Raw genomic sequence first — 25,300 nt, forward strand, 5'->3', positions numbered from 1 at the left:
CTGGTCTGGGTGGCGAACCCCTCCATTGAACCGGAGTTAGGTAAGCCTGACCAAATCCCCGTATCATCAGTCGCCATGACGGCCCCCGCCCTGCCCCGGCACCGCGTCGCCCTCGTCGGGCGGCTGCGGTCCTTCGGCGGCGCGACGGCCCTGTCCTGGAGCGGTCCCGAGGGCCTGGAGACGCTGACGTATGCCGGCCTGGCCGACCGCGTCGACGCCCGCCGGGCCGCGCTCGGGGCGGCTCCGCGGCTCGTGCTGCTCGAGGCCGCGAACGACGTCGAGACCGTGACGACGCTGCTGGCCGCGCTCGCCGGCGGCCACCCCGTGCTCCTGTGTGCCCCAGTGGAACCCCTGGCTTCCGGTGAGGCACACGAGGCGAGGTGGTGGGAGGCCTACGACCCCGACGTCGTCGCCCGCGGCGCGGTGCTCGAGGCCCGGCGCGAGGGCAGCGCCCACGAGCTGCACCCCGACCTCGCCCTGATGATGTCGACCTCGGGCAGCACCGGCTCACCCAAGCTCGTGCGGATCAGCACCGAGAACCTCGACTGCAACGCCGCGCAGATCGTCGACGCGCTCGGGCTGCGAGCCGACGACGTCGCGGCGACGACCCTGCCGCTGCAGTACTGCTACGGGCTGTCGGTCCTGCTCAGCCACCTCTCCGTCGGCGCCGGGGTGCTGCTCACCGACTTGTCCGTCGTCGACGCCTGCTTCTGGGAAGCGTTCACGCATGCCGGTGGGTCGACCCTCGCCGGGGTGCCCTACACCTTCGACCTGCTCGACGCCGTCGGCTTCGCGTCGATGGCGCTCCCCCGGCTGCGCCTCCTCACCCAGGCCGGCGGGCGGATGGACCCGGCGTCGGTGCGGCGCTGGGCCTCGCTCGGCGAGGAGCGCGGGTTCGACCTCCTGGTGATGTACGGCCAGACCGAGGCCACCGCGCGGATGGCCACCCTCCCGACGCACCTGGCCGCCGAGCACCCTACGAGCATCGGCGTCGCCGTGCGCGGCGGGCACTTCTCCCTCGAGCCCGTCGAGGGTGCGCCGGCCGGGGTCGGCGAGCTCGTCTACGAGGGCGGCAACGTCATGATGGGCTACGCCTCGTCACCCGCCGACCTCGCCCGCGGCCGGGACGTCACCTCACTGCACACCGGGGACCTCGCGCGCTTCACCGCCGACGGTCTCGTCGAGATCGTCGGCCGGCGGAGCCGCTTCGCCAAGGTGTGCGGGCTGCGCATCGACCTGGACCGCATCGAGGCCGACCTCGTCGACGCCGGGCACCCAGTGCTCGTCATGGACGGTGGGGACCGCCTGCTCGTCGCCGTCACCGGCACCGGCACCGGGGACGTCGACCCCGCGGCCGTGCGCCGCGAGGTGAGTGAGCGGTATGCCGTCCCGCGCGCCGCCGTCGTGGTCACCGACGTGGGCGAGGTGCCGCGCACCGCGTCCGGCAAGCTCGACCGCCCGGCCCTGGCCGCCCTGGTCGATGCGTTCGGGACGGGCACCTGCCCGACCTCGTCAGCGCTGTCCGTCGGCGAGCACGGTGACGTCGACGACGTCTCCGAGCGGGTCCGCGCGCTCTACGCCGAGCTGCTCGACCGCCCCGACGCCTCGCTCGACGACTCCTTCGTGACCCTCCGCGGCGACTCCCTCTCCTATGTCGAGGCCTCGGTGCGGCTCGAGGGCCTCCTCGGGACCCTGCCCGAGTCGTGGCACGTCCGCCCCGTCCGTGAGCTCGGCCGGCTCGGCGACCAGCCCGGACCCGGCACGGCCGCCGAGAACGGTGCCTCGCCCGGCCCCACGAGCCGGCGCGGACGCGCACTGGGTGAAGGGCCGTCGCGGCGCCACTGGCGCTCGCTCGAGACCTCGGTCGTCCTGCGCGGCGTCGCCATCGCCGTCATCGTGCTCACCCACGCCGGGGTGCTCGACGTCAGGGGCGGGGCGCACGTCCTGCTGGCGGTCGCCGGGTTCTCGTTCGCCCGCTTCCAGCTCTCCGGCGGTCCGCGCTCCGAGCGGGTGGCCCACGTGCTCGAGTCGGTGACGCGGATCGCGCTGCCCAGCGCCGTGTGGCTCGGCGTGCTCACCCTCGTCGACGAGCGCTACTCGTGGTGGAACCCGTTGCTGCTGACCTCGGTCGGCGGCGGCAACGTCCACGCGCAGTGGCGCTACTGGTTCGTCGAGGCGCTCGTCCACGTGCTCGTGGGCGTGACCCTCCTGCTCTGCGTCCCGGCGCTCGACCGGCTCGAGCGGCTCCGGACCTTCGCCGTCCCGATGGGGCTGGCGGTGCTCGCCCTCGTCGTCCGCTTCGGCCTGGTCGACGTCGGCTCCCACCACGTCAACGGCCGGCCCGCCATGGTGCTGTGGCTCTTCGTCCTCGGGTGGGCCATGGCCCGCGCGACGGCGACGTGGCAGCGGTGGCTCCTCACGGCATACGTGCTCGTCGTGGTCCCCGGCTTCTTCAGCGACCCGCTGCGCGACGCCACGATGGCCGCCGGCCTGCTCGTCCTGCTGTGGGTGCGCTCGGTGCGCGTGCCGGCGTTCCTCGTGCCGGTGGTCGTGCCGGTAGCGTCGGCGTCGCTGTTCATCTACCTCGTGCAGTGGGAGGTCATGGGCCGCGTGGGCTACTCGGCCCTCGGCGCGGCCGTCGCGCTGGTCACCGGGTGGATCGCCTGGCGCGGCTCGTCCCCGCTCGTCGAACCGGCGGCCCGCTGGGTCGGCTCCCGGGTGTCGCCTCCCCGCACCCCCGTCAGCTGAGGATGTCCTGCCGGCGGAAGCGCCGGTAGCCCAGACCGACGAAGAGGACCGTGTAGAGGACGGCCCACAGCGCGCCGTGCCGCAGGTCGGTCCAGTCGATGGGGCCCGAGACGAGTAGGTCGAGCCACGCCCGGGAGTAGTGGCCCGGCAGCCCCTTGCGCCAGTCCCCGAGGGCGTCGATCGAGTCGAGGATGCCCGAGACGATGAGCAGGATCAGCGCGCCACCGACCGCGGCGAGCGGAGTCTGGCTGCGGACCCCCACCCAGAACGAGAAGGCGCCGATCGGCGCGACCATGACGAGGACGTAGCCGACCGCGATCGCCATCCGCGGCAACCACTCACCCCAGGGCAGCTCGCCGCCGCCGAGGATGCTGAAAGGCTCCTGCCCGTAGGCGAGCGTCCCGACGAGGAGCGCCCAGACCGGCAGCGTGACGACCAGCGCCGCCGTCGACAGGAATCCGATGACGAGCTTGCTCGTGAGCAGGCGGGCGCGGGTCACCGGTGCCGTGAGCAGGTAGCGCAGCGAGGCCCACGACGCCTCGGCGGGCACCGGGTCGCCGGCGAAGAGGGCGGCGACGATGAAGAGGAGCAGCTCCGCGGAGACGAAGAACGCGAAGACGGTGAAGTTCGGCCCGCCGCCGGTCGCGAGGTCGACGAGCCGCACCGTCGGGTCGCCCGGGCGGCCCGGGTCGCTGTCGAGGGAGAACGCGGTGACGAGGATCAGCGGCAGCGCGGCGACGATGCCGAGGATCCAGAGGGTCCGGCGCCGGCCGAGCTGACGGCGCAGCTCGGCCCGCCAGGACAGGGGGCGGCTCATCGGGCGCGCACCTGTCGCAGGCGCTCGACGAGCGCAGTGTCACCGGTCGAGCCGTCGGAGCTCGCCTGCGAGGACGCGATGACCCCGAGGAAGACCTCCTCGAGGTGGCGCCGGCTGCCGACCCCGACGACCTCGGCCCCGGACTCGACGACCGCGCGCACGACCGCCTCGCGCGGCAGGTCGGAGACGACGGTGAGCGTCACCTTGGACGGGTCGTCGATCGTCTCGACCGACCGTATGCCGTTCGCCCCCGTGAGTGCCGCCCGCGCCGGGGCGAAGGAGGCGGCCGACGCGAGCTCGAAGACGGTGGTGTCCTCGCTCGAGAGCAGCTCGGACACCGGCCCGGCGGTGACGACCCGGCCGGCGTGCATGACGACGACGTGGGTGCAGGTCAGCTCCACCTCGGCGAGCAGGTGGCTGGAGACGACGACGGTGCGTCCGGACGCGGCATACGACTGGAGCATCGGGCGCATCGCGGCGATCTGGGGCGGGTCGAGGCCATTGGTCGGCTCGTCGAGGAAGAGCACCTCGGGCCGGCCCAGCATGGCCTGGGCGATCCCGAGGCGCTGCTTCATGCCGTGGCTGTAGGTGCGCACCGGCCGGTCGAGGGCGCCGCCGAGCGCCGCCACCGCGATGGCGTCGTCGAGCTCGGCCTCCTCGGCGGGGCGGCCGGTGGCGGCCCAGTAGGCCTCGAGGTTCTGCCGGCCGGTGAGGTGCGGCAGGAAGCCCGGCCCCTCGACGAGGGCACCGACCCGGCCGAGCACCTCCGACCCCGGGTGCACCGGGCGCCCGAGGACGTGGACCGAGCCGGAGTCGGGGGTGATGAGGCCGAGGATCATCCGCATCGTCGTCGTCTTGCCGGCGCCGTTGGGACCGAGCAGGCCCACGACCTGGCCGCGCTCGGCCCGCCACGAGACGTCGTCGACGGCCCGGTGCCCGTCGGCATACGTCTTGACGAGCCGGTCGACGACGAGCGGGACGTCGGCGTAGTCCTCGCGAGGGACCTCGCGGTGGCGGCGGCGGCTGCGCCAGAGCGCGGACCCTCCGATCAGGGCGAGGAGCCCGGCGATCCCGCCGGCGAGGGCGATGGACTCGGTGTCGCGCTCGGTGGTCGTCGGGAGGAGGCGGCCGGTCGCCGTGGGCACGGTGAGGGTGGGCGTGGTCAGGCTGACCCGGTCGGCGCGGGCCTCGCGCGGTGAGGTGAAGGAGCTGTCGGTCGAGGTGACGAGCACCCGCCACTGGCTGCCGGCGGCCATCGACCACACCGAGGCGGGCAGGTCGACGGTCACGTCGGTGGGCCGGCCGGGTGTCAGCGCGACCCGCACCGGCGCCGTCAGGGCCCGCTGCTGGACCGCATCGGTGCCCTCTACCCGCCAGAGCGAGACGAAGAGCGTCGCCTCGCTGCCGGTCGAGGTGACGGTGAGCCCCACCCTGGGCGCACCCACGACGGTGAGCGACCGCTCGAAGACCGAGCTGTCGAAGGCGGCCGACATCCCGGGAAGCGCCGCGAGCCGGTAGGTCGGCAGCTCGAGGGAGCCGAGGCCGGGCAGGGACGTCATCGAGCTCGGCTGGCCGCCCGGCGGAGTGAGCAGGACGGCGGGCTCGTCGGGGGCGCGCAGGCGCACCTGCTGGGAGCCGGCCCGCAGGCCGGGGTAGGTGTCGAGCGTGGCCACCGGCGCGCTGTTGCTCCGGCGCGGAACGGGCAGCGCGTAGCTGAACGCGGGGACGGGGAGCGGGTCCGTCCGGCTGCCCTCGAGATAGGTCCGGAGCCAGGTGCGGGCGGCGTCCTCGTCGAGGCCGGGGTTGGAGGAGGCGCCGTCGTGCCCGCCGTCGGTCCACCGGACCGCGTGCCGGGTGCCGGCCGCGGCCAGCCCGGCGGCGTTGGCGTCGGCCTGGTCGAGCCCGAAGAGGGTGTCGGCCTCGCCCTGGACGAGCAGGGTCGGCGCGGTGACGGTGCCGATGGTCGCGCGGGGGCTGTTGCGGCGCAGGGTCGCGGTGAGCTCTGCGCTCGGCCGGCCGGTCTCGGCGGCGTCCTGCAGCTGGGTGCAGAGGGTCCGGTCGAAGCGGCCGCACAGCAGCTCGGCGGGGTTGCCGGAGCCGGACGGTGCAGGCGTGGGTGCGGCGCCGAACGACCCGCCGGCCATCGAGCCGACGCTCGCGCCGAAGAACCGGGTGCCCCAGAGCTGCTTGTAGGGGCCGGGGGTGGTGCTGCCCGCCGCCGCCTGCGGGAAGAGCGCGGTCGAGAGGTCGTGCCAGGTGATCGCGGCCACCGTGGCGTCGACGCGCCGGTCGGCCCCGGCGAGCATGAGCGCGAAGGCGCCACCGTAGGACCCGCCGACGACGGCGACCTTGGGGTCACCGGCTCCGTCCTTGCTGACCTCGGGGCGGACGGCGAGGAGGTCGAGGAGAGCGACGCCGTCCTTCACCTCGTGGTCGGGCGAGTTGAGGTGGATGCGGCCTCCGGAGCGACCGAAGCCGCGCGCGGTGAAGGTCAGGACGACGTGGCCGTCGGCGGCGTACTGCCTGGCCTCGCGGTCGACGGACTCCTTGCTGCCGCCGAAGCCGTGGGCGAGCAGCACCGCCGGGTGCGGCCCGTCACCGGCCGGCAGGTGCAGGCGGGTGTCGAGCCGGACGGCCGTCCCGTCACCCTCCGGGCCGACGTCCACGAGCTGGTCGGAGGTCCTGACGTCGGGGTCCGCGGTCTCGGCCGAGACGCCGCCCAAGGGAGCGCCGACGAGGACGAGCCCGGCCAGAAGCGGAACGACCACCCCGCGACGCCGTGCCTGAGCGAGCCGCTGCATGGCTCATCCTCTCGCGACGACGTCAGGGGGACCGGTTCGTGCCGGAGGCACACCCGTCGAACGCTCCGACCGCGCGGCTGGTTCCGCCCTGTCCGGAGTGGCGCGTCCTCGACCCCGACGTCAGGCCTCGAGGGTCCGGTCGAAGAGCGCCCGCACCTCGCCGGGCAGGGAGGGTTCGGGGATGAGGACGTCGAGCGGCGGGGCCTCGCAGCTCACGCCGTAGCAGAAGCGGTCGGGCTGGGCCGGTCCGCCGGCGAACGAGGTCAGAGTCGGCGTCGGCCCAGCGAGCAGGGAGCGCCAGGCGGAGGCGTCCGCGTCGGGCAGCTCGTCGAGGGTGACCGTGCGCTCGCGGACGAGACCGGCGAACCCTCCGGTCCGGCGGACCTGGACCTCGACCGTTCCGGCGGGTGCCTCGGTGCCGCCAGAGGCCTCGGTGCCCCCGGTGTCGTCTCCGGTCCGGTCTGCGCGGTCGGCGCTGTCCGTCACGCCCACCTCGCGCCACGCGGAACGCACGGCCTCCACCTCGGTCGAGCCCTCGCCGTGCAGGGTGACAGCTGCCGCCTCGGTGAGCGCGGCGAAGGTCGCGAAGTCGCAGTCCGCCTTGATGTCACCGGTGATCGCGGCATACCAGATCGCGCCCGGTCGCTCCCAGGCGTTGCCGCCGAGCGCCGTGGCGACGAGGTGGAACGCCCTGTTGGGGATGCCGGAGTTGATGTGCACGCCGCCGTTGTCGCCGTCGGTGACGACGAAGTCGCGCATGTGGCCGGGTTGGGGATCCTTGCCCAGGCGCGGGTCGTCGTAGGCGGTACCGGGCTCCTTCATCGAGCGCAGGGCCACCCCGTTGACGGTCGGACCCAGCAGCTCCGCGCCGATGAGCCAGTCGGACTGCTCGGCGCTCAGCCTGCGGGCCCGCTGCTTGACGAGGATCCCGAAGACGTCGGACACGTGCTCGTTGAGCGCGCCGGCCTGGTCCTGGTAGACGAGGCCCGAGGTGTACTGGGTGACGCCGTGCGCGAGCTCGTGCCCGATGACGTCGAGGCTGCGGGTGAAGCCGAGCAGGACCTCGCCGTCACCGTCGCCGAAGACCATCTGGGTGCCGTCCCAGAAGGCGTTGTCGTAGTCGCGGCCGTAGTGGACCGTCGCGAGCAGCCCGAGGCCCCTGTTGTCGAGGCTGTTGCGGTCGTAGGCCGCGTGCCACAGGTCCCACGTGGCGCCCAGCCCGTCGTAGGCCTCGTTGACCGTGGTGTCGTCGGTGGCCGGCTCGCCCTCGGAGCGCACCACGGTGCCCGGCAGCGACGTGCCGCCCCCGGCGTCGTGGACCACCCGGTTCGGGGCGACCGACGTGGCCCGGGTCGCGCGGCGGCTCACCCGCGGCTCGGGTCGCAGCGCCCGCTCGCGGGCCCGCTGCTCGTAACGGAGCTGGTCGAGCCGCAGCGTCTCGCGGGCCCGCCGCTCCAGTCGCGGCTCGCCCGAGGTGGCCAGGGCCTCGAGGAGGTAGGGAGGCACGATCCCGCACCACACCGGAGCGGTCGGGGAGGTCGCGGCGTTCTGCGGCTCGTGCGTCGTCATGGCCCCATCCTTCCTCCGCCCTCCGACAGTCGCGCGGCGAGACAGGGGAGCATCTCCGGGTGGATCATCGAGGAAGTCGTTCCCCCGTGGAGGAGACCAGATGAGCGACAGCGACGAGGACCGGTTCGCCGACGTCGTCGCTGCCCGCACCGCGACCCGGCGGGTCCGCGCCGGCCTGGCCGCAGCCACGGTCGTGGGCCTCCTCGTCCTGGGGACCGGCATGCTCGGGAGCCGCGACGCCGGGAGGCCCCTGACCATGGGCCTGGGGCCCGTCCCGTCCGCGCCGTTGCAACCCGTCGTGTCCGGTTCCCCGACGCCGCTGCCGGCACGCGCGGCGCTCGATCCCGGGACGTACGCGATGCGCCGGCCCGCCGGCTCCGTCGCGGACTACGAGCAGCTCGTCTTCACGGTGCCCGCCGGGTGGTCCTCCAGCGACGGGCTCGTCCACAAGCACCGTGGCCAGCCGGGCGAGGTGGCCTTCAGCGCCTGGACGGTGCAGCGCGTCCACGTCGACCCGTGTCGCTGGCGGACCGGTGGCGTCACGTGGCTCGAGCTCGAGGACGAGGCCCTCCACGAGGAGTTCCACACGAAGCCACCGGGGGCCATGCTGCTCGCTCGACCGGCGGGCGGGCTCGCGAACCAGCGGGGACGGGGACCCGCGGAGTTGGTCAGGTCCGCCCTCGGCGGCGAGCCGGCCCTGAGCATGGAGCTCTCCGTGCCCCCTGACCTCGACCTGCGGGACTGCGACCAGGGCCAGTTCAGGAGCTGGGAGGGTCTGGGCGGCAGTGGTCAGGTGGCGAACACCCACCACGCGCCGGCACAGGTCGACACCGTGTACCTCGTCGACCTCGACCGTGCTCCACTGGTCGTCGATGTCTCGACGATGCCCGGCGCCACGCCGTCGGACGTGGCCGAGCTCAACGCCATCGTCGCCTCGATGGTGGTCGACCGCGGGCGCTGAGCCCGACCGTCGACCCGGGTGTCGCACCATCGTGTCCGCCGTGCGCCGTGTCACGCTGGGCAGGCACCACCATCGCCACCCCGGAGCCGTTCGCATGCCGACGCCACTGCCCCGCCGCACCGCCCTCCGCTCGGCAGCCGCGGCCGCGGTGGTCCTCGCGAGCGGGTCGGCCGCCGCCTGCTCGGCACCGGACAGGTCCGAGGACGAGGCCCGCCCGCACGAGCTCGTGCCCCGGTCGGGCAGTGCCATCGGTGCGGTCGACCCGGCGACGGCTGCGCTCGACGCGGTGACGCTGGCCGCCTCCCGCTGCCTGCTGGCGCGCGCCACGACCGTCGTCGTCAGCTCGGCGGAGGGCTCCGACGTCACGGCCGGGGCCGCGGCCGCCCGCCAGCTCGGCGTGCCCCTGCTCGTCGCCGGACCCGCCCTGGTGGCCGAGCTCGACCGGCTCGGCGTCCGCACGGTCCTGCGGTATGCCGGACGCGCACCCCAGGCGTCCGCCTCCGTCCCCACCGACCTGGGGAACCGCGAGGTCGTCGAGGGCACGGCGATGGGCGACCTCCCGGACCTGCCCGGCCTCCCCGCGAAGCCCCGCCCCGGTGGCGCCACGGTCCTCCTCCTCGAGGGCACCACGCTGCCGCCCGCGCTCGTACCCCTGCTCCACGCGGTCGGCGCCGAGCCCCTGGTCGTCGCAACCTCCGACGTCCGCTCCTCCAGCGAGGCGCGCACCGCGCTGCGCACCGGCACCGAGTCCCCGGTCCTCGCCATCGGGTCCGGCTTCGGCGAGGACGCGGTGCTCGCCCAGCGGGTGCGCACGACGACCCGGGCTCCCGAGCTCCCCGGTGGCGGCCACCTGCCCTTCCCCGACCGGATGATGGTCGCGCTCTACGGGCACCCGCTGACCGCGGCGCTCGGCATGCTGGGCGAGCAGCCGGCGCACGAGGCCGTCGAGCGCGCCACCGCGCTGGCGGAGCAGTATGCCGCTCTCACCGACACCCGGGTCGTGCCCGCGTTCGAGCTCATCGCCTCGGTCGCGTCCGTGGAGAAGGGCGACGGCTCCTACTCCAGGCGCACGAAGACGTCGACGCTGCTGCCGTGGATCGAGGCCGCCGAGAAGGCCGGGGTCTACGTCCTGCTCGACCTGCAGCCGGGCCGCTCCGACTTCCTCACCCAGGCCAAGGCCTACGAGGAGCTGCTGCGACGTCCGTGGGTCGGCCTCGCCCTGGACCCGGAGTGGCGACTGCGCGAGGACCAGGTGCACCTGACCCAGATCGGCTCGGTGGGCATCGACGAGGTCAACGAGGTCGGCGCCTGGCTCGCCGGTCTCGTCCGGACCCACGACCTGCCGCCCAAGGTGCTCACCCTGCACCAGTTCAACCTGCGGATGATCCGGGAGCGCGAGCGCCTCGACACCTCGCTCGACGAGATCCAGTGGCTCCTGCACGCCGACGGACAGGGGTCGCAGGGCGACAAGCAGGGCACCTGGAGGGCGTTGCGGCGCAACCTGCCCGAGGGTGTCTGGCTCGGCTGGAAGAACTTCGAGCACGAGGACGCGCCGATGCTCACCGTCGAGCAGACGATGGAGAGCGTGGACCCCCGCCCCTCCTTCATCTCCTACCAGTAGCGTCGGCTCAGCCGTAGGTGTCGCGCGGCCCCCGGCCGTCCTGGACCCGGCGGGCCCCCTTCGACCACGACGGCGCCGACGGACCGACCACGCGGATCTGGCTCACCGTGCCCTCCCCGACCTCGCGCTCCAGCGAGGCCATGAGCGTGTTGACCATGAGCCGCAGGTTGGTCGCCCACGCGGTCGAGTCGGCCCGCACCGTGAGGACCGTGTCGACGAACTCGACCGGGTGGCAGTGCTGGGCGACCTCCGCCCCGACGATCGAGGGCCAGCGGCCGATGACCGACCCCACGGCGACGTCGACCTTCCACCCGCGCTCGCTGACGAACGCGTCGAGCTCGTCGCCCAGCAGCTGCGGGTCGCGCCCACCACGACGACCCTCGCCGCCGGTGCCCGGCAGGTCCCGGAAGCGCCGCTTCGGCTTGACGCCGGGACGCAGCCCCCGGGCCCGAGCCGCCGCCCGAGCCCGCAGCAGGGCGTCGGCCGGCGCCCCCAGCGCGTCCTCGGGTGCCGGCCCGGCGTCGGGGTCGGGCACGTCCTCGCGTCCGGTCCCGTCACCCACGCGCGGTCACCTCACCCAGCGACACGGCATACGTGCGTCCCCGCAGCTCGGCGGGCACGTCCTCCTCGACCGCCGCGGTGATGAGCACCTGCTCGCAGTCGGCCACCATCGCGGCCAGGCGCGACCGCCGGCCCGAGTCCAGCTCGGCGAACACGTCGTCGAGGATGAGGACCGGGTCGTCCCCGAGGTCGTGACGGAGCAGGTGGTATGCCGCGAGCTTGAGTCCCAGCGCGAAGCTCCAGGACTCGCCGTGGCTGGCATAGCCCTTGGCCGGCAGCTCTCCGAGGGTGAGGACGACGTCGTCGCGGTGCGGCCCGACGAGCGTCACCCCGCGCTCGATCTCCTGGGCGCGCACGTCGGCGAAGGCCTCGAGCAGCTCGGTGTGCAGCTCCTCCATCTCGGGCACCTCCCCGGCGGCGATCCGGGCGGCCATCTCCTCGCGCAGCGAGGCGCGGTAGCTGGCCCGGGCGTCCGACTGACCGGCGCTGACCTCGTCGTAGGCCTTGCCGAGCAGCGGTCCGAGGTCGCGCAGGAGCCGCAGGCGGGCGTAGAGCAGGGGAGCCGCGACGCTCGCGAGCTGCCCGTTCCACACCTCGAGGGTGTGCAGCGCGCTCTCCCGCTCGCTCGCCACGTCGCTCCCCTCCACCGGGCGCCGCTGCTTGCCGCGGCCGCGCAGCACCGGCGCTGCCGACTTCAGCAGGGCGTTGCGCTGCTTGAGGATCTTGTCGTAGTCGCCGCGCGCCCCGGCCCACCGCGGCTGGCGGGCCACGAGCAGGTCGTCGAGGAAGCGGCGCCGCTCCGACGGGTCGCCCTTGACGAGGGCGAGGTCCTCGGGGGCGAAGAGCACGGTCCGCACCTGGCCGAGGACGTCACGGGGCCGGGTCAGCGGCGACTTGTTGAGCCGGGCCCGGTTGGCGCGGCCCGGCGTGATCTCGAGCTCGACCATCGACTCCCGGCCGTCACGCACCACCGCACCGCGGATGATCGCCTGCGCCGCACCGAAGCGGACGAGCGGGGCGTCGGTCGAGACCCGGTGGCTGCTCAGCGAGGCGAGGTAGCCGATCGCCTCGACGAGGTTGGTCTTGCCCTGCCCGTTGAGCCCGACGAAGGTCGTGATCCCGGGCTCGAGCGGGAGCTCGGCGCTCGGATAGCTCCGGAAGTCGCCGACCGTGAGGTGCCGGACGTACACCCGGGCCGCTCAGGCCTTCTTGGCGGCGCGCTTCCGCGTCGACGCGGTGCCGGACGTGGGGCCGGAGGACGACCCGGTCGAGCCGGAGCCCGACGAGGGACCTGCCGACGCGGCCTTGCGACCCTCGGCGGCGGCCGCCGGAGCCTGCTCGACCGGCTTCTCCTTCGTATCGGCCTTGGCGCGGGCGGTCTCGGGCTTCTTCGGGCCGGCGGCGGCCTCGTCGCGCAGCTCCTGGCCCTCGGCGAAGGTCATGACCTGGTGGCCACCGAACTGGCCCCGCAGCGCGGCCACGGCCTGCATCGTCGGCGAGGCCTGCTGGCGGGAGGCGAACCGGGCGAAGAGGGAGGCCGAGATGACCGGCATGGGCACGGCGTTGGCGATGCCCTCTTCGACGGTCCAGCGGCCCTCGCCGGAGTCGGCGGTGTAGTCCGAGACGTCCTCGAGGTCGGGGTTGTCCTCGAGCGCCTTGACCATGAGGTCGAGCAGCCAGGAGCGGACGACGGTGCCACGGCTCCACGCCTTGAACGACCCGGGGACGTCCTTGACGATGTCCTTCTTCTGGAGCAGCTCGTAGCCCTCGGCGTAGGCGTGCATGAGGCCGTACTCGATGCCGTTGTGGACCATCTTCACGTAGTGGCCCGCGCCGATGTCACCGGCGTGGACGAAGCCCTCGTCGCGCGGACCCTCGGGGCGCAGGGCGTCGAAGATCGGCATCGCCTTGGCGACGTTGGCCTTGGTGCCGCCGACCATGAGGCCGTAGCCGTTGTCGAGGCCCCAGATGCCGCCGGAGACACCACAGTCGATGTAGCCGATGCCCTGGGCCTTGAGCAGCTTCTCGTTCTCGATGTCGTCGGTGAAGCGGCTGTTGCCGCCGTCGATGACGAGGTCGCCCTTCTCGAGCAGGCCCGCCAGCTTGGCCACCGTCTCGCGGGTCGGGTCGCCGTGGGGAACCATCACCCAGACCACGCGCGGTGCCTCGAGCTTCTTGACCATCGCCGCCAGCGTCCTGACGTCGGACACCTCCGGGTTGCGGTCGTAGCCGACGACCTCGTGCCCGGCGCGGCGGATGCGCTCGCGCATGTTGCCGCCCATCTTGCCCAGGCCGATGAGTCCGAGTTGCATGTGGCTGCCCCTTCAGGTGACGGTCGTTCGAGTGCTCGCAGTGCTGGTCAGGCTACGCCGCTCAGCTCGCGAAGCGGACCGGCATGATGACGTAGCGGTAGCTCGTGTCCGCCTCGCCGTCGATCTCCGCCTGGCCGCTGAGCACCGCCGGGCGCGAGGGCTGCGTGAAGGACAGCCGGCTGAACTCGGTCCCGACTGCGCCGAGGCCGTCGAGGAGGAAGCCGGGGTTGAACGCGACCTCGATGTCTGGACCGGTGAGCGTGGCCTCGACGGCCTCGCTCGCCTGGGCGTCCTCGCCGGTGCCGGCCTCGATGGCCACCTGCCCCTCGGAGAAGCGCAGCCGCACGGGGGTGTTGCGCTCGGCGACGAGGGCCACGCGCTTGACGGCCTCGACGAGGTCGGCGGTCGCGACGACCGACTCGGTCTCGGAGGTGGACGGGAAGATCGAGCTGACCTTGGGGTACTCACCGTCGAGCAGGCGGGTCGTCGTGCGGCGCGAGCCGGCCTCGAACCCGACGAGCCCGTCGCCGCCGGCGGCCGAGCCGAGGGCCACGTCGATCGAGCCACTGGCGCCGAGGGAGCGGGCGGTGTCGGACAGGGTCCGGGCCGGGACGAGCACGATGTGGCTGGCCGCGCTGTCCGTGGGGTTCCACGTCAGCTCGCGCATGGCCAGGCGGTAGCGGTCGGTCGCGAGGAGCGTCATCTTGTCGCCCTCGATCTCCACGCGCACCCCGGTGAGGATCGGCAGCGTGTCGCCGCGGTCGGCCGCGATGGAGACCTGGCCGACGGCCTGGGTGAAGAGGTGCCCGTCGATGGAGCCGCTCGGCTCGGGGCTGGTCGGCAGCGTGGGGTAGTCGTCCGAGGGCATCTGGAGCAGGCTGAAGCGGCTCGAGCCGCAGACGACCTGGACCTTGGAGCCCTGCACCTCGACGTCGACCGGCTTGTTGGGCAGGTTGCGCGAGATGTCGGCGAGCAGGCGACCCAGCACGAGCACGGTGCCGGCCTCGGCGACCTCGGCGGGGACGGTCAGCCGGGCGGAGACCTCGTAGTCGAAGGCCGACAGGGTGACGGTCCCCTCCTCGCTGGCCTCGATGAGGATCCCGGCGAGCACGGGCACGGGCGGGCGCGCCGGAAGTCCACGGGCCACCCAGGTGACCGCCTCGGCAAGGACTTCACGCTCGACGCGGAACTTCACGGCATACCGACCTTCGCTGGAGTGCTGCGACGTGAGCGCAGCGGACTGTGGCACGCAGAGATGCGGGCACGGGCATACGGGAGACACGACATTAGTGCACGGCGTCAAGCGGGGGGACCTGAGCCCGATCCTGTCGTTTGTCCGGTCCGTCCGGGCCAGGGGATCCACAGGCAGGTCATCGGGGCAGGACAGGAGAGAGGGAGATCTCGTCACAGTTGTAGGAGGTGTGGATCCTGTGGACAACGAGGTGTCCGTGCAGGTCAGCGGGCAGTCGGTGCCGTGGACAACCCGTGGACCCGATGTGGAGCGGGCCGGGCCGGGTGTTGACGACGCAGCGGCCGTGCGAGCGAGTCCACCGGTGCGTGGCGGTGCGTCCACGTCCGAGACCCGGTTGTCCACAGTTGTCCACAGGCGTCTGGGGACAAGACCGGGCATGGGGGATGCCGGTGGACATTTGTCCACAGGGTTGTGCACATCCCGTGGACGAGGGGTCGACCGTCAACCGCGGACCCTCGTGCGGGAAGCGGGGCGCGTGCCGCAGGTGACGAACCGATGTCGGGCCACCCACAGCTGTGGAACCACCTGTGGACAACGGGGGCCGGGACGGCACGCTCGAGACGTCAGCGCGACTGTTGCTTGATCCGGTTGGTCAGCTCGGTGACCTGGTTGTAGATCGCCCGGCGCTCAGCCATGAGCTGACGGATCTTCTTGTCGGCGTGCATCACCGTCGTGTGGTCGCGGCCGCCGAACTGCTGGCCGATCTTGGGCAGCGACAGGTCGGTGAGCTCGCGGCACAGGTACATCGCGATCTGCCGCGCGGTGACGAGCACCCGGGAGCGCGACTGGCCCTGCAGGTCCTCCAGCGTCAGCCCGAAGTAGGCGGCCGTCTGGGCCATGATCGTCGCGCTGGTGATCTGGCTCGAGCTGTCGTGCGGGATGAGGTCCTTGAGCACGATCTCGGCCAGCGAGATGTCCACCGGCTGGCGGTTGAGGCTGGCGAACGCGGTGACCCGGATGAGCGCGCCCTCGAGCTCGCGGATGTTGGTCGTGATCCGCGAGGCGATGAACTCGAGCACGTCGTCGGGGACGCTGAGCTTCTCCTGGGCCGCCTTCTTGCGCAGGATCGCGATCCGCGTCTCGAGGTCGGGGGGCTGCACGTCGGTCATGAGGCCCCACTCGAAGCGGCTGCGCATCCGCTCCTCGAAGCCGCTGAGCAGCTTGGGCGGCAGGTCGCTGGTGATGACCACCTGCTTGTTCGCGTTGTGCAGGGTGTTGAACGTGTGGAAGAACTCCTCCTGCGTCTGCACCTTGCCCTGGAGGAACTGGATGTCGTCGATGAGGAGCACGTCGACGTCGCGGTAGCGACGCTGGAAGTTGGCGGCCTTGTCGTCGCGGATGCTGTTGATGAAGTCGTTGGTGAACTCCTCGGAGTTCACGTAGCGCACCTTGACGTGCGGGAAGAGGTTGCGCGCGTAGTGGCCGATCGCATGCAGCAGGTGCGTCTTGCCCAGCCCGGACTCCCCGTAGATGAACAGCGGGTTGTAGGCCTTGGCCGGCGTCTCGGCCACGGCGAGGGCGGCGGCGTTGGCGAACCGGTTGCTGGCACCGATGACGAAGGTGTCGAAGGTGTACTTGGGGTTGAGCCGGGTCAGCTCGACCTGCTCGGGGACCGTGACGCCGGGACGGGGACGCAGGGCGCCGGACCTCGCCTGCGGGACCGAGCCGCGGCGCCGCGAGGAGCCGTCGCCGTCGTCGTCGTCCTCGACCAGCGCGATGCCGTCGAGCTCGGCGCGGCGCTCGGCGCGGCGTCCGTCGGCGTCACCGGGTGCCGGCTGGTGCCCCGCGCCGGGTGCTCCGGTGGACGGGTCCCCGGGGCTGTGGCCGTTGAGCGCGTCCGCCGGCGGGTCCTGGACAGGGATGTCGCCCAGGGACTGGTCCACCGTGACGGCGAGCCGGACGTCGTGGCCGAGCTGGCTGCTCAGCGTCTCGGTCACCCGGTCGCGCAGCCGCGTCTCGACGATGTCCTTGGTGAAGTCGTTCGGGACGGCGATGAGGGCGGTCTCGTCGATGAGGCCGACAAGCCTGGCCAGCGACAGGAAGGCGCGCTGCTGGACGGGGATGCCGTCCGAGTCCAGGGCATCCAGGGTCGTCCGCCAGATCTGGTCCATTCCCACATCCGGCACCTGACCACGTTCCTTCCGTCTCGGGCCCATGTGCCCTCGTCTGTGTCCACAGAGTTGTCCACAGACTGTGGGTATGCCGGGTGACGCTAACAAGGGGGCGTCGGTGCGGCAACCCGTGGCGACGACGTCCGCGCGTGGGACGTCCCGGCGTGTCGTCGCCGACCTGTGAGGCCGTGAGGTGAGAGCATAGGCGGTTGCCTTCGGGGCTGGGGGTCTAAGCCAGCGGGTTTGACCCGTCGGGACCCCCTCCCGTACCGTGGACTGGCCTGTTGGTGCGGCCACTGACGCCTGCCCACAGCCACGAGCCAGCACCACCCAGACTGCCCCGACCATGCGGACCTGCTCCGTGTGGGTCCGTCCCGTGAAGAGAGATCTCCGTGAGCAAGCGCACGTTCCAGCCCAACAACCGCCGCCGGGCCAAGACCCACGGCTTCCGCCTGCGGATGCGCACCCGTGCGGGTCGCGCCATCCTCGGTGCCCGTCGCCGCAAGGGTCGCTCCGAGCTCTCCGCCTGAGGCCCCGGTGCTGCCGGCGCCGAACCGACTGCGAGAGCGATCGGACTTCGCGACGGCCATCCGAGCCCCTGGTGCGACACGAGCCGGATCGAGGATCCTCGTGGTGCACGCCAACGTGACCGACTCTCGTGCGGGACTTCCGCCGCGGGTCGGTTTCGTCGTGTCCAAGGGCGTGGGCAACGCGGTCGTCCGCAACCGGACCAAGCGGCGGCTGCGCGCCGTCGTCGCGAGCGAGCTGCCCGGCATACCGCAGGGTGCGGACGTCGTCGTGCGCGCCCAGCCGGCCGCCGCGCAGGCAACCTCCGCGGAACTCGCGGATTCGCTGAAACCGTTGCTGCACAAGGTGATTCGTCGACTCGAGGTCCGGACATGACCGTCGGTCAGGTCGCTGCCAAGCCGTTGATCTGGCTCGTGCGCGCCTACCAGCTCGTCCTGTCGCCGATGACCCCCGCGACCTGCCGCTACTACCCCTCCTGCTCCGCGTATGCCGTGACCGCCCTCAGCCGTCACGGCCTGTTCCGCGGAACCTGGCTGACGATCCGGCGGTTGGGCAGGTGTCACCCCTGGTCGCCCGGAGGTGTCGACCACGTGCCCCCGCTCCCCGGCCAGCCGAAGGACGAGGACCTCGTCGCCCGGCACATCCCCCCAGAGACCACCACCTGACCCACACGCCCTGCAGCACGGTGTGGGACCACCCCGGCAGAGACGCCGGAACTACCGAAGGACAGCATGGGAGACTTCTTCAACACCCTGCTCCGCCCGATCGAGCTCCTCGTCGCGTGGATCATGTACGGGTTCCACCAGGCGTTCACGTCGATCGGTCTGGACCCGGCGTCCGGGCTCGCGTGGGGCCTGTCGATCATCGGGCTCGTCATCGTCATGCGTGCCGCGATGATCCCGCTGTTCGTCAAGCAGATCAACGCGTCCCGCAAGATGCAGATGATCCAGCCCGAGCTGCAGAAGATCCAGAAGAAGTACAAGGGCAAGACCGACCCCGAGTCACGCCAGGCGATGACCCAGGAGACGATGGCGCTCTATCGCAAGGAGGGCACCAACCCGTTCTCCTCGTGTTTGCCGATCCTCGTGCAGTCGCCGTTCTTCTTCGGCCTCTTCCGCGTGCTCAACGGCCTCGAGAAGATCTCGACCGGTCAGAACGACGAGATCGGCCCGATCACGCGTGAGGTCGCCGGCCAGGCCGAGCAGGCGACGCTCTTCGGCGCGCAGCTGTCCGACACGTTCCTCAGTGCCGACAACACGGCGACCTACATCGTCACGGTCATCCTCATCATCCTCATGTCGGCCACGACGTTCACGACGCAGCGCCAGCTGATGACGAAGAACATGCCGGCCTCGGCGCTGGACAACCCGTTCGCCAAGCAGCAGAAGCTCATCATGTACATCATGCCGATCGTCTTCGCGGTCTCCGGCGTGAACTTCCCGATCGGTGTGCTCCTCTACTGGTTCACCACCAACCTGTGGTCGATGGTCCAGCAGTTCTACGTGATCCGGAAGATGCCGGCGCCCGGCTCTGCCGCCGAGAAGGCCCTGCACGAGCGGCTCGCCAAGCGCGGGAAGCCGATCCCCGGCGAGGCGGAGCGCAAGGCCGCCGAGGAGGCCGAGGCGGCTGCCTTGGCGGAGCGGTCCCGGCAGCGGGTCCAGCCCAAGGGCAAGAAGCGCGCCAAGAAGAAGGGCTCGAGCGCCTCCAGCGCCTCGACCGGCTCGACCGCGGTGTCCGGTTCGGCGGCCTCGGCCCCGGAGAAGGTCGCCAAGGCCCCGAAGGCCACCCAGCCCGACACCTGACCACCCCCAGCCGCATCAGGTCCCTGACCTGCGACGATGCGGCTTTCGATCGGCGGACCGCGCGTCCGCCGCCACGAGAGGAACACCCCGATGAGCGACAATCAGCCGACGAGCGACGAGCTCGACCAGGACCGGACAGCACCCTCGGCCGACGAGGACACGGCGCCGACGCAGGCCACGGAGCCCGAGGACACCGACGGCGGCGAGCCGGCCGACACTGAGCCCGCGCAGACTGCGGATGGCGACGCCGACGGCGAGGACGGTGCCGGCGAGGCTCCCGCAGGACAGGCCGGCCCCGCCGATCTCGAGAAGGAGGGGGAGGTCGCCGCCGACTTCCTCGAGAACCTCCTTGACATCTGCGACCTCGACGGAGACATCGATGTCGACATCGACGGGGACCGGGCCGCCGTGGCCATCGTCGACTCCGAGGACGGTCGCGTCCCGCGCCGGCTCGTCGGCGAGAACGCCAAGGTCCTCGACGCGCTCCAGGAGCTGACCCGCCTCGCGGTCCAGTCGGCGACCGGCCACCGCAGCCGACTCATGCTCGACGTCGCCGGCCACCGGGCCGGACGTCGCGCCGAGCTCGTCGAGGTCGCCAAGGACGCCATCGCCACGGTGCGCGAGACCGGAGCCCGGACGGCCCTCGACCCGATGACCGCGTTCGAGCGCAAGGTCGTCCACGACGAGGTGCTCGCCGCCGGGCTCGTGTCCGAGTCGGAGGGCGTGGAGCCGCGCCGTCACGTCGTGGTCCTGCCCGCGTGAGCGATGTTTCACGTGAAACGTTGAGCGCCGACGGTGCCGACGCCACCGCTTCGCTTCCCACAGCCGCACCCTCGGGTGCGGCTGTGGTGTTCGGTGACCGGACGCCCTTGGCCGAGCAGTTCGTCCGCATCCTGGCGGACACCGGGGTGAGCCACGGCCTGATCGGGCCTCGCGAGGTTCCCCGCCTGTGGGAGCGGCACGTGCTCAACTGCGCCGTCATCGAGGAGACGTTTCCCGATTCAGCGCGCGTCATCGACGTCGGTTCCGGTGCCGGCCTGCCGGGGGTCGCCCTCGCGATCGCCCGTCCGGACCTCGATGTTCACCTCGTCGAACCGATGCAGCGCCGGACCGACTGGCTCAGCGCCACGGTGACCGACCTCGGGCTCGACAACGTCACCGTGCACCGGGGCCGCGCCGAGGAGCTCGTCGGCATGGTCGCCGCACCGTGGGTCACGGCGCGTGCCGTCGCGCGGATCGCGAAGCTCGCGCGGTGGTGCGTCCCCCTGCTCGACGGTCGCGGCACGCTCGTGGCCATGAAGGGCCGGTCGGCCCAGGAGGAGCTCGAGGCCGACCGGCGCGACCTCACGAGACTGGGTCTGCTCGACGCGGCGGTTCGCCAGCACGGCAAGGTGATCCTCGAGGAGCCGACGATCACCCTCGAGCTCACCTTCGAGCCCAAGCCGCGCGGCGCGAAGGACGGCGTTACGCGGCGCCGCGGGAAGCCGCCCCGCCCGACGCCCTGACAGGGGTTTCGCCCACTCCGTGCCGATGGCACCGAGATGGAGAACAAGGCCACGGCGGCGTGGGTCTGCTCGACCGCTTGCGGGAACTTCCCTGAGGTTTTCAGCTGAGGGGACGTCTACACGGTGTTTCACGTGAAACATCCACGCCAAACGCCGGCCCAGCGCTGCGTTAGGCATGGCGGTTTGGCGTGTCGGGAGGTGCTCCTGTTGGATGGGGGATCCGTGCCCGACGACCGTGAGGTGGATCTCCGAGGATGGCAGTCGAGACCGAACGCCAAGTGACCCCCGGACTGGGCTTCCCCGCTCTGCCCGGACGCCCCACCGCTCCGTTGGGGTGGCCGCTCGAGGACGGGGTAGATCGCGGCGATGTTCCACGTGAAACATCGGCCGTGCATGGGGACGGTGGGGAGTCCGGGCTCGATCCGCACGCGCGGCGGACATCGGACGGCACGCTCGGCACCGCTCCTGACGACGGGGGCGCCTCCGCAGGGGAGATCCCGACCGGCTCGGACGGTTCTAGCTCAGGCGACCCGGTGCCGGCAGTGGCGGCCCAGGGGTGGCCTGAGTCGAGCAGCGCTCCCGATGATGATGTGCGCGAAGCACTAGGCGATGTGACGAATGACGGCATCAGTTCCCGCCCGGCCGACGTCGCGCTGGATGGAGCGTCGGGGGGGACTGCCCCGATTGATGTTTCACGTGAAACGGTCGGGGCTGCGACCGAGTACGAGCGCGGCCTTCACGCTGACAGCCCCGTTTCACGTGAAACATCGCTTCGCAAGCCGGATCCCGCCTCGAAACCGGCCTCGGACGGCACCGAGGCCGAGCGAGCCGCCGATGCCCTGGCCAACGTGGCTCGCGAGGTGCAGGACGAGGACCTCGCCGACGTCCCGACGGCCGGCGCGGACACCCCACTCGCCCAAGCGGTGGCAGCGGACACTCGCAAGCGCATCGCGCTCTCGGGCCGGAACCTCCCCCGGCCCGCCACGACCCGCGTGCTCACGGTGGCCAACCAGAAGGGTGGCGTCGGCAAGACGACGACGACCGTCAACGTCGCTGCAGCCCTGGCTCAGGCCGGAGCCACCGTCCTCGTCATCGACCTCGACCCGCAGGGCAACGCCAGCACCGCACTCGGGATCCCGCACCATGCCGAGGTCCCGAGCATCTACGACGTCCTCGTCGACGGGGACCCCCTGAGCTCGGTGGTGCAGGCCTCCCCGGACATCTCGGGCCTGTGGTGCGCGCCGGCCACCATCGACCTGGCCGGTGCGGAGATCGAGCTGGTCTCGCTCGTCGCCCGTGAGACCCGGCTGCGCAAGGCCGTCACGGCCTATGTCACCGAGCTGACCGAGAAGGGCGAGGCGCTGGACTACGTCTTCATCGACTGCCCGCCCAGTCTGGGACTGCTCACGGTGAACGCCTTCGTCGCGGCGAGCGAGGTGTTCATCCCCATCCAGTGCGAGTACTACGCGCTCGAGGGCCTGTCGCAGCTGCTCAAGAACATCGAGCTGATTCGCGACCACCTCAACCCGACGCTGCACGTGTCGACGATCCTGCTGACGATGTACGACGGGCGGACCCGGCTGTCGGCGCAGGTGGCCGACGAGGTCCGCAGCCACTTCCCCGACCAGACGCTCAGGGCCACGGTCCCGCGCTCGGTGCGGATCTCCGAGGCCCCGAGCCACGGCCAGACCGTGATGACCTATGACCCCAACAGCAGCGGCGCCCTCTCGTACCTCGAGGCGGCGTCCGAGATCGCGGAGCAGAACGTCGCGACCCCTGCCGCAGAGAAGAACGAGGAGCGCTCATGAGTGACAAGCGACGTGCCCTGGGCCGAGGCCTCGGAGCGCTCATCCCGCCCGGCGGCGCCGGCATGGGGGCGACCCGACCGACGGACGTCTTCTTCAAGGAGCGCACCGACGGCGAGGCCGCCGCCGACGTCGCTCAGCGCCCCGCGGACGAGCCGCGGGACACCGGGCATGGATCGTCCCCGACGCCACCGGCGACGAGCGCCGACGGGGCATCGTCGCAGGTCAGCGCCCAGAACGGGACCCCGCCGTCCCGCGACCAGGAGTCCTCGAAGGACGCCCTCTCCGTGGGACCCGAGCTCCTCGCCGTGCCCGGTGCGCAGTTCGCCGACGTTCCGCTCGACGCCATCCTTCCGAACCCCCGCCAGCCACGCACGGTCTTCGACGAGGACGACCTCGCCGAGCTGGTCCACAGCATCCGTGAGATCGGCGTGCTCCAGCCGATCGTCGTCCGTCGCGTCCCCGAGGACGCCACCGACGTCCCCGAGGGTGTGCAGTTCGAGCTCATCATGGGCGAGCGCCGCTGGCGGGCCAGTCGCGAGGCCGGCAACACGACCGTCCCCACGATCATCAAGGCCACCGAGGACGACGACCTCCTGCGGGACGCCCTCCTCGAGAACCTCCACCGCAGCCAGCTCAACGCCCTCGAGGAGGCGGCCGCCTACCAACAGCTCCTCGACGACTTCGGGTGCACCCAGGACGAGCTCGCCACCCGGATCGGCCGCTCGCGGCCGCAGATCAGCAACACGCTCCGGCTGCTCAAGTTGCCGCCGCTGGTCGCGCGGCGGGTCGCCGCAGGGGTCCTGTCCGCCGGCCACGCCCGGGCGCTCCTCGGTGTCGGTGACGGCGCCGCCATGGAGCGGCTGGCCCAGCGCATCGTCGCCGAGGGCCTCTCGGTCCGCTCGGTCGAGGAGATCGTCTCCCTCGGCGTCGAGGACGAGAAGCCGGCCCGGCGTCGCCCCCGAGCCGGGAGCCGCCACCCCCAGCTCGACGACATCGCCGCCGGCCTCTCGGACCGCCTGGAGACCCGCGTCGGCATCACCCTCGGCAAGTCGCGCGGCAAGGTCACCATCGACTTCGCCTCCGTCGAGGACCTCAACCGGATCCTCGACGCCATGAACCTCCGCTCCTCCGGTTGACCGCCCGTCTGGCAGGCTTCGTCGCTGCCCACGTCGCGCTCACACGTCCGTTCGCCGCAGTCCCATCCGCCGCTCGCGCGCTACGCGCACTCCCGGCTCCCGCCAGGCCCAGCCAGCGGCGAACGGACGTGTGCTCGCTCCGCTCGGTCGTGTCCTGCTCGCCAGAAGCGTTGGGACACAACGGTATTCGCTTCGCCCATGACGAAGCCCCCGGCCACTGGTCGGGGGCTTCGTCTCTGTGCTGGGGCTGCGTCAGGCGAGGAAGGGCTCGAGCTCGCGGAGGAGCTTGGGCTTGGGCATGGCGCCGACGATGGTCTTGACGATCTCGCCGTCCTTGTAGACGTGCATCGTCGGGATCGAGGTGATGCCGAGCTTGCCGGTGACGGCGGGGTTCTCGTCGGTGTTGAGCTTGACGACGTCGAGGGTGTCGGCGTGGTCACGCGCGATCTCCTCGAGGACCGGGGCGATCGCCTTGCACGGGCCGCACCAGGGCGCCCAGAAGTCGACGAGCGTGACCTTGCTGTTCTTGATGACGTCGGCGTCGAACGACGCGTCGTCGGTGGTGCGGGTGGCTCCCATGTCGGGGGTCCTTCCTGGGTTGGGGCGGGTCAGGTATGAGGGGAAGCAGGAGGGTCAGGGGGCGACGAGCGTCGCGACGAGCGCGGCGTCACGCGCCGGAACGTGGTCCTGCTCGAGGGAGGCGAGGAAGCGCTCGGCGTCGAGGGCGGCCGCGCACCCGGAACCGGCGGCGGTGATGGCCTGGCGGTAGGTGTGGTCCACGAGGTCACCGGAGGCGAAGACACCCGGCAGGTTGGTGCGGGTCGAGCGACCCTCGACGAGGACGTAGCCCTCGGCGTCGAGAGCCACGCGGTTGACGTCGTCGGTCTTCTGGAGCAGCTCGTTGCGGGGGTCGTGGCCGATGGCGACGAAGAGGCCGGTGACGTCGAGCTGTCGTGTCTCACCGGTCTGGGTGTCCCGCAGGGTGACGCCGGTGAGCTTGTCGTCACCGTGGATGGCCGCGACCTCGCTGTTCCAGGCGAAGCGGATCTTGTCGTTGGTCAGGGCCCGCTCGGCCATGATCTTCGAGGCCCGCAGCTCGCCGCGGCGGTGCACGATCGTCACGGTGCGGGCGAACTTCGTGAGGAAGGTGGCCTCCTCGACGGCCGAGTCGCCACCACCGACGACAGCGATGTCCTGGTCGCGGAAGAAGAAGCCGTCACACGTCGCACACCACGAGACGCCGTGACCGGACAGGCGCTTCTCGTCCGCGAGGCCGAGCTCGCGGTAGGCGGAGCCCATGGCGAGGATGACGGAGCGGGCGCGCCACGTGCGGCCCTCGCCGTCGACGACGCTCTTGACCTCACCCTCGAGCGTGACGGACTCGACGTCGTCGGTCACGAGCTCGGCGCCGAAGCGCTCGGCCTGCGCACGCATCTCGTCCATGAGGTCCGGGCCCATGATGCCGTCGCGGAAGCCCGGGAAGTTCTCGACCTCGGTCGTGTTCATCAGGGCGCCACCAGCGGTGACGGCACCCTCGAACAGCACGGGCCTGAGGTTGGCGCGCGCGGCATACACCGCAGCGGTGTAGCCGGCCGGGCCGGAACCGATGATGATGACGTCGCGGACGTCCTGGTCGTCGGTCGCGATCGTGGTCGCGTCGGCGGGGGAGCTCACGAACACCGTCCCTTGTGTCTGATCTGGAGGATCACCGCTACATACGGTGGTCTGGTTCAACCGATCCTAGGCGCTCGGGATTCCCGACCCGCGT

Annotated in this window: 21 protein-coding genes; 11 read left to right on the forward strand and 10 right to left on the reverse strand. The window is 71.9% G+C overall.

From position 1 onward, the window contains the following. Positions 1-75: 75 nt before the first annotated feature. Complete coding sequence (locus tag ACOJV9_RS09760) at positions 76-2,748, forward strand: AMP-binding protein (RefSeq protein WP_420185014.1); 2,673 nt, start codon at positions 76-78, stop codon at positions 2,746-2,748. On the opposite strand, the gene ACOJV9_RS09765 is transcribed toward ACOJV9_RS09760, so the two are convergent. The 3 genes from ACOJV9_RS09765 to ACOJV9_RS09775 all read right to left on the reverse strand — a co-directional run bounded on the left by ACOJV9_RS09765 (position 2,741) and on the right by ACOJV9_RS09775 (position 7,935). After that, positions 2,741-3,565, reverse strand: a complete 825-nt coding sequence (locus ACOJV9_RS09765; protein WP_420185015.1) for an ABC transporter permease subunit — start codon at positions 3,563-3,565, stop codon at positions 2,741-2,743. The two genes, ACOJV9_RS09760 and ACOJV9_RS09765, sit on opposite strands and share 8 nt — an antisense overlap. Further along, entirely contained in the window at positions 3,562-6,366 is a 2,805-nt protein-coding gene (locus tag ACOJV9_RS09770) for an alpha/beta fold hydrolase (protein ID WP_420185016.1), read from the reverse strand. Before ACOJV9_RS09770 ends, ACOJV9_RS09765 begins: the two co-directional genes overlap by 4 nt. 120 nt (positions 6,367-6,486) lie before the next feature. Then, complete coding sequence (locus ACOJV9_RS09775; RefSeq protein ID WP_420185017.1) at positions 6,487-7,935, reverse strand: protealysin inhibitor emfourin; 1,449 nt, start codon at positions 7,933-7,935, stop codon at positions 6,487-6,489. A gap of 100 nt (positions 7,936-8,035) precedes the next feature. On the opposite strand from ACOJV9_RS09775, the gene ACOJV9_RS09780 reads away from it, so the two are divergent. Together ACOJV9_RS09780 and ACOJV9_RS09785 are read left to right on the forward strand one after the other, a co-directional pair. Further along, entirely contained in the window at positions 8,036-8,896 is an 861-nt protein-coding gene (locus tag ACOJV9_RS09780) for a hypothetical protein (RefSeq protein WP_420185018.1), read from the forward strand. Positions 8,897-8,990: 94 nt separating this feature from the next. After that, positions 8,991-10,517 carry a hypothetical protein gene (locus tag ACOJV9_RS09785; protein ID WP_420185019.1) on the forward strand — a complete coding sequence of 509 codons (1,527 nt, stop codon included), beginning with the start codon at positions 8,991-8,993 and terminating at the stop codon, positions 10,515-10,517. Between the two features lie 7 nt (positions 10,518-10,524). Here the strand turns inward: ACOJV9_RS09785 and ACOJV9_RS09790 are convergent, their stop codons facing one another. From ACOJV9_RS09790 to dnaA, 5 genes are all read right to left on the reverse strand, one after another. Further along, a complete protein-coding gene (locus tag ACOJV9_RS09790; protein ID WP_420185020.1) occupies positions 10,525-11,079 on the reverse strand; it encodes a DciA family protein in 555 nt (184 codons plus the stop codon). Then, a complete protein-coding gene (gene recF / locus ACOJV9_RS09795) occupies positions 11,072-12,268 on the reverse strand; it encodes a DNA replication/repair protein RecF (protein ID WP_420185021.1) in 1,197 nt (398 codons plus the stop codon). Before recF ends, ACOJV9_RS09790 begins: the two co-directional genes overlap by 8 nt. 9 nt (positions 12,269-12,277) lie before the next feature. After that, on the reverse strand, positions 12,278-13,390 hold the full coding sequence (gnd, locus tag ACOJV9_RS09800) for a phosphogluconate dehydrogenase (NAD(+)-dependent, decarboxylating) (protein ID WP_420185022.1): 1,113 nt from the start codon (positions 13,388-13,390) through the stop codon (positions 12,278-12,280). A 61-nt stretch (positions 13,391-13,451) separates the two neighbouring features. Next, on the reverse strand, positions 13,452-14,585 hold the full coding sequence (gene dnaN / locus ACOJV9_RS09805) for a DNA polymerase III subunit beta (protein WP_420185204.1): 1,134 nt from the start codon (positions 14,583-14,585) through the stop codon (positions 13,452-13,454). A 620-nt stretch (positions 14,586-15,205) separates the two neighbouring features. Next, on the reverse strand, positions 15,206-16,753 hold the full coding sequence (dnaA, locus tag ACOJV9_RS09810; RefSeq protein WP_420185023.1) for a chromosomal replication initiator protein DnaA: 1,548 nt from the start codon (positions 16,751-16,753) through the stop codon (positions 15,206-15,208). 392 nt (positions 16,754-17,145) lie between these two features. On the opposite strand from dnaA, the gene rpmH reads away from it, so the two are divergent. The 8 genes from rpmH to ACOJV9_RS09850 all read left to right on the forward strand — a co-directional run bounded on the left by rpmH (position 17,146) and on the right by ACOJV9_RS09850 (position 23,532). Continuing rightward, complete coding sequence (gene rpmH / locus ACOJV9_RS09815) at positions 17,146-17,283, forward strand: 50S ribosomal protein L34 (RefSeq protein ID WP_035938086.1); 138 nt, start codon at positions 17,146-17,148, stop codon at positions 17,281-17,283. A gap of 7 nt (positions 17,284-17,290) precedes the next feature. Then, the gene (rnpA, locus tag ACOJV9_RS09820; protein WP_420185024.1) at positions 17,291-17,656 is read left to right on the forward strand and encodes a ribonuclease P protein component; all 366 of its coding nucleotides are present in this window, start codon (positions 17,291-17,293) and stop codon (positions 17,654-17,656) included. Continuing rightward, entirely contained in the window at positions 17,653-17,946 is a 294-nt protein-coding gene (yidD, locus tag ACOJV9_RS09825) for a membrane protein insertion efficiency factor YidD (RefSeq protein WP_420185025.1), read from the forward strand. The genes rnpA and yidD overlap by 4 nt, the downstream gene beginning before the upstream one ends. 66 nt (positions 17,947-18,012) lie before the next feature. After that, positions 18,013-19,083: a membrane protein insertase YidC gene (gene yidC, locus ACOJV9_RS09830; RefSeq protein ID WP_420185026.1), complete on the forward strand. Its 1,071-nt coding sequence runs from the start codon at positions 18,013-18,015 to the stop codon at positions 19,081-19,083. A 90-nt stretch (positions 19,084-19,173) separates the two neighbouring features. Then, complete coding sequence (locus tag ACOJV9_RS09835) at positions 19,174-19,845, forward strand: Jag family protein (RefSeq protein WP_420185027.1); 672 nt, start codon at positions 19,174-19,176, stop codon at positions 19,843-19,845. An 83-nt stretch (positions 19,846-19,928) separates the two neighbouring features. Then, on the forward strand, positions 19,929-20,588 hold the full coding sequence (gene rsmG / locus ACOJV9_RS09840) for a 16S rRNA (guanine(527)-N(7))-methyltransferase RsmG (protein WP_420185028.1): 660 nt from the start codon (positions 19,929-19,931) through the stop codon (positions 20,586-20,588). Between the two features lie 542 nt (positions 20,589-21,130). Further along, on the forward strand, positions 21,131-22,396 hold the full coding sequence (locus ACOJV9_RS09845) for a ParA family protein (protein ID WP_420185205.1): 1,266 nt from the start codon (positions 21,131-21,133) through the stop codon (positions 22,394-22,396). After that, the gene (locus ACOJV9_RS09850; RefSeq protein WP_420185029.1) at positions 22,393-23,532 is read left to right on the forward strand and encodes a ParB/RepB/Spo0J family partition protein; all 1,140 of its coding nucleotides are present in this window, start codon (positions 22,393-22,395) and stop codon (positions 23,530-23,532) included. The genes ACOJV9_RS09845 and ACOJV9_RS09850 overlap by 4 nt, the downstream gene beginning before the upstream one ends. A 252-nt stretch (positions 23,533-23,784) precedes the next feature. Here the strand turns inward: ACOJV9_RS09850 and trxA are convergent, their stop codons facing one another. After that, positions 23,785-24,111, reverse strand: a complete 327-nt coding sequence (trxA, locus tag ACOJV9_RS09855; protein WP_420185030.1) for a thioredoxin — start codon at positions 24,109-24,111, stop codon at positions 23,785-23,787. A gap of 54 nt (positions 24,112-24,165) precedes the next feature. After that, entirely contained in the window at positions 24,166-25,212 is a 1,047-nt protein-coding gene (gene trxB, locus ACOJV9_RS09860) for a thioredoxin-disulfide reductase (RefSeq protein ID WP_420185031.1), read from the reverse strand. Between the last annotated feature and the right edge of the window lie 88 nt (positions 25,213-25,300).

It is taken from the genome of Knoellia terrae, assembly GCF_048606435.1.
Lineage (GTDB): Bacteria > Actinomycetota > Actinomycetes > Actinomycetales > Dermatophilaceae > Knoellia > Knoellia terrae.

Excerpts from the sequence above, each read along its gene's own strand:
- ACOJV9_RS09760 (WP_420185014.1), top strand. The coding sequence starts at position 76 with ATGACGGCCCCCGCCCTGCCCCGGCACCGCGTCGCCCTCGTCGGGCGG.
- ACOJV9_RS09765 (WP_420185015.1), bottom strand. The coding sequence starts at position 3,565 with ATGAGCCGCCCCCTGTCCTGGCGGGCCGAGCTGCGCCGTCAGCTCGGC.
- ACOJV9_RS09770 (WP_420185016.1), bottom strand. The coding sequence starts at position 6,366 with ATGCAGCGGCTCGCTCAGGCACGGCGTCGCGGGGTGGTCGTTCCGCTT.
- ACOJV9_RS09775 (WP_420185017.1), bottom strand. The coding sequence starts at position 7,935 with ATGACGACGCACGAGCCGCAGAACGCCGCGACCTCCCCGACCGCTCCG.
- ACOJV9_RS09780 (WP_420185018.1), top strand. The coding sequence starts at position 8,036 with ATGAGCGACAGCGACGAGGACCGGTTCGCCGACGTCGTCGCTGCCCGC.
- ACOJV9_RS09785 (WP_420185019.1), top strand. The coding sequence starts at position 8,991 with ATGCCGACGCCACTGCCCCGCCGCACCGCCCTCCGCTCGGCAGCCGCG.
- gnd (WP_420185022.1), bottom strand. The coding sequence starts at position 13,390 with ATGCAACTCGGACTCATCGGCCTGGGCAAGATGGGCGGCAACATGCGC.
- dnaA (WP_420185023.1), bottom strand. The coding sequence starts at position 16,753 with ATGGACCAGATCTGGCGGACGACCCTGGATGCCCTGGACTCGGACGGC.
- yidD (WP_420185025.1), top strand. The coding sequence starts at position 17,653 with ATGACCGTCGGTCAGGTCGCTGCCAAGCCGTTGATCTGGCTCGTGCGC.
- yidC (WP_420185026.1), top strand. The coding sequence starts at position 18,013 with ATGGGAGACTTCTTCAACACCCTGCTCCGCCCGATCGAGCTCCTCGTC.
- ACOJV9_RS09835 (WP_420185027.1), top strand. The coding sequence starts at position 19,174 with ATGAGCGACAATCAGCCGACGAGCGACGAGCTCGACCAGGACCGGACA.
- ACOJV9_RS09850 (WP_420185029.1), top strand. The coding sequence starts at position 22,393 with ATGAGTGACAAGCGACGTGCCCTGGGCCGAGGCCTCGGAGCGCTCATC.
- trxA (WP_420185030.1), bottom strand. The coding sequence starts at position 24,111 with ATGGGAGCCACCCGCACCACCGACGACGCGTCGTTCGACGCCGACGTC.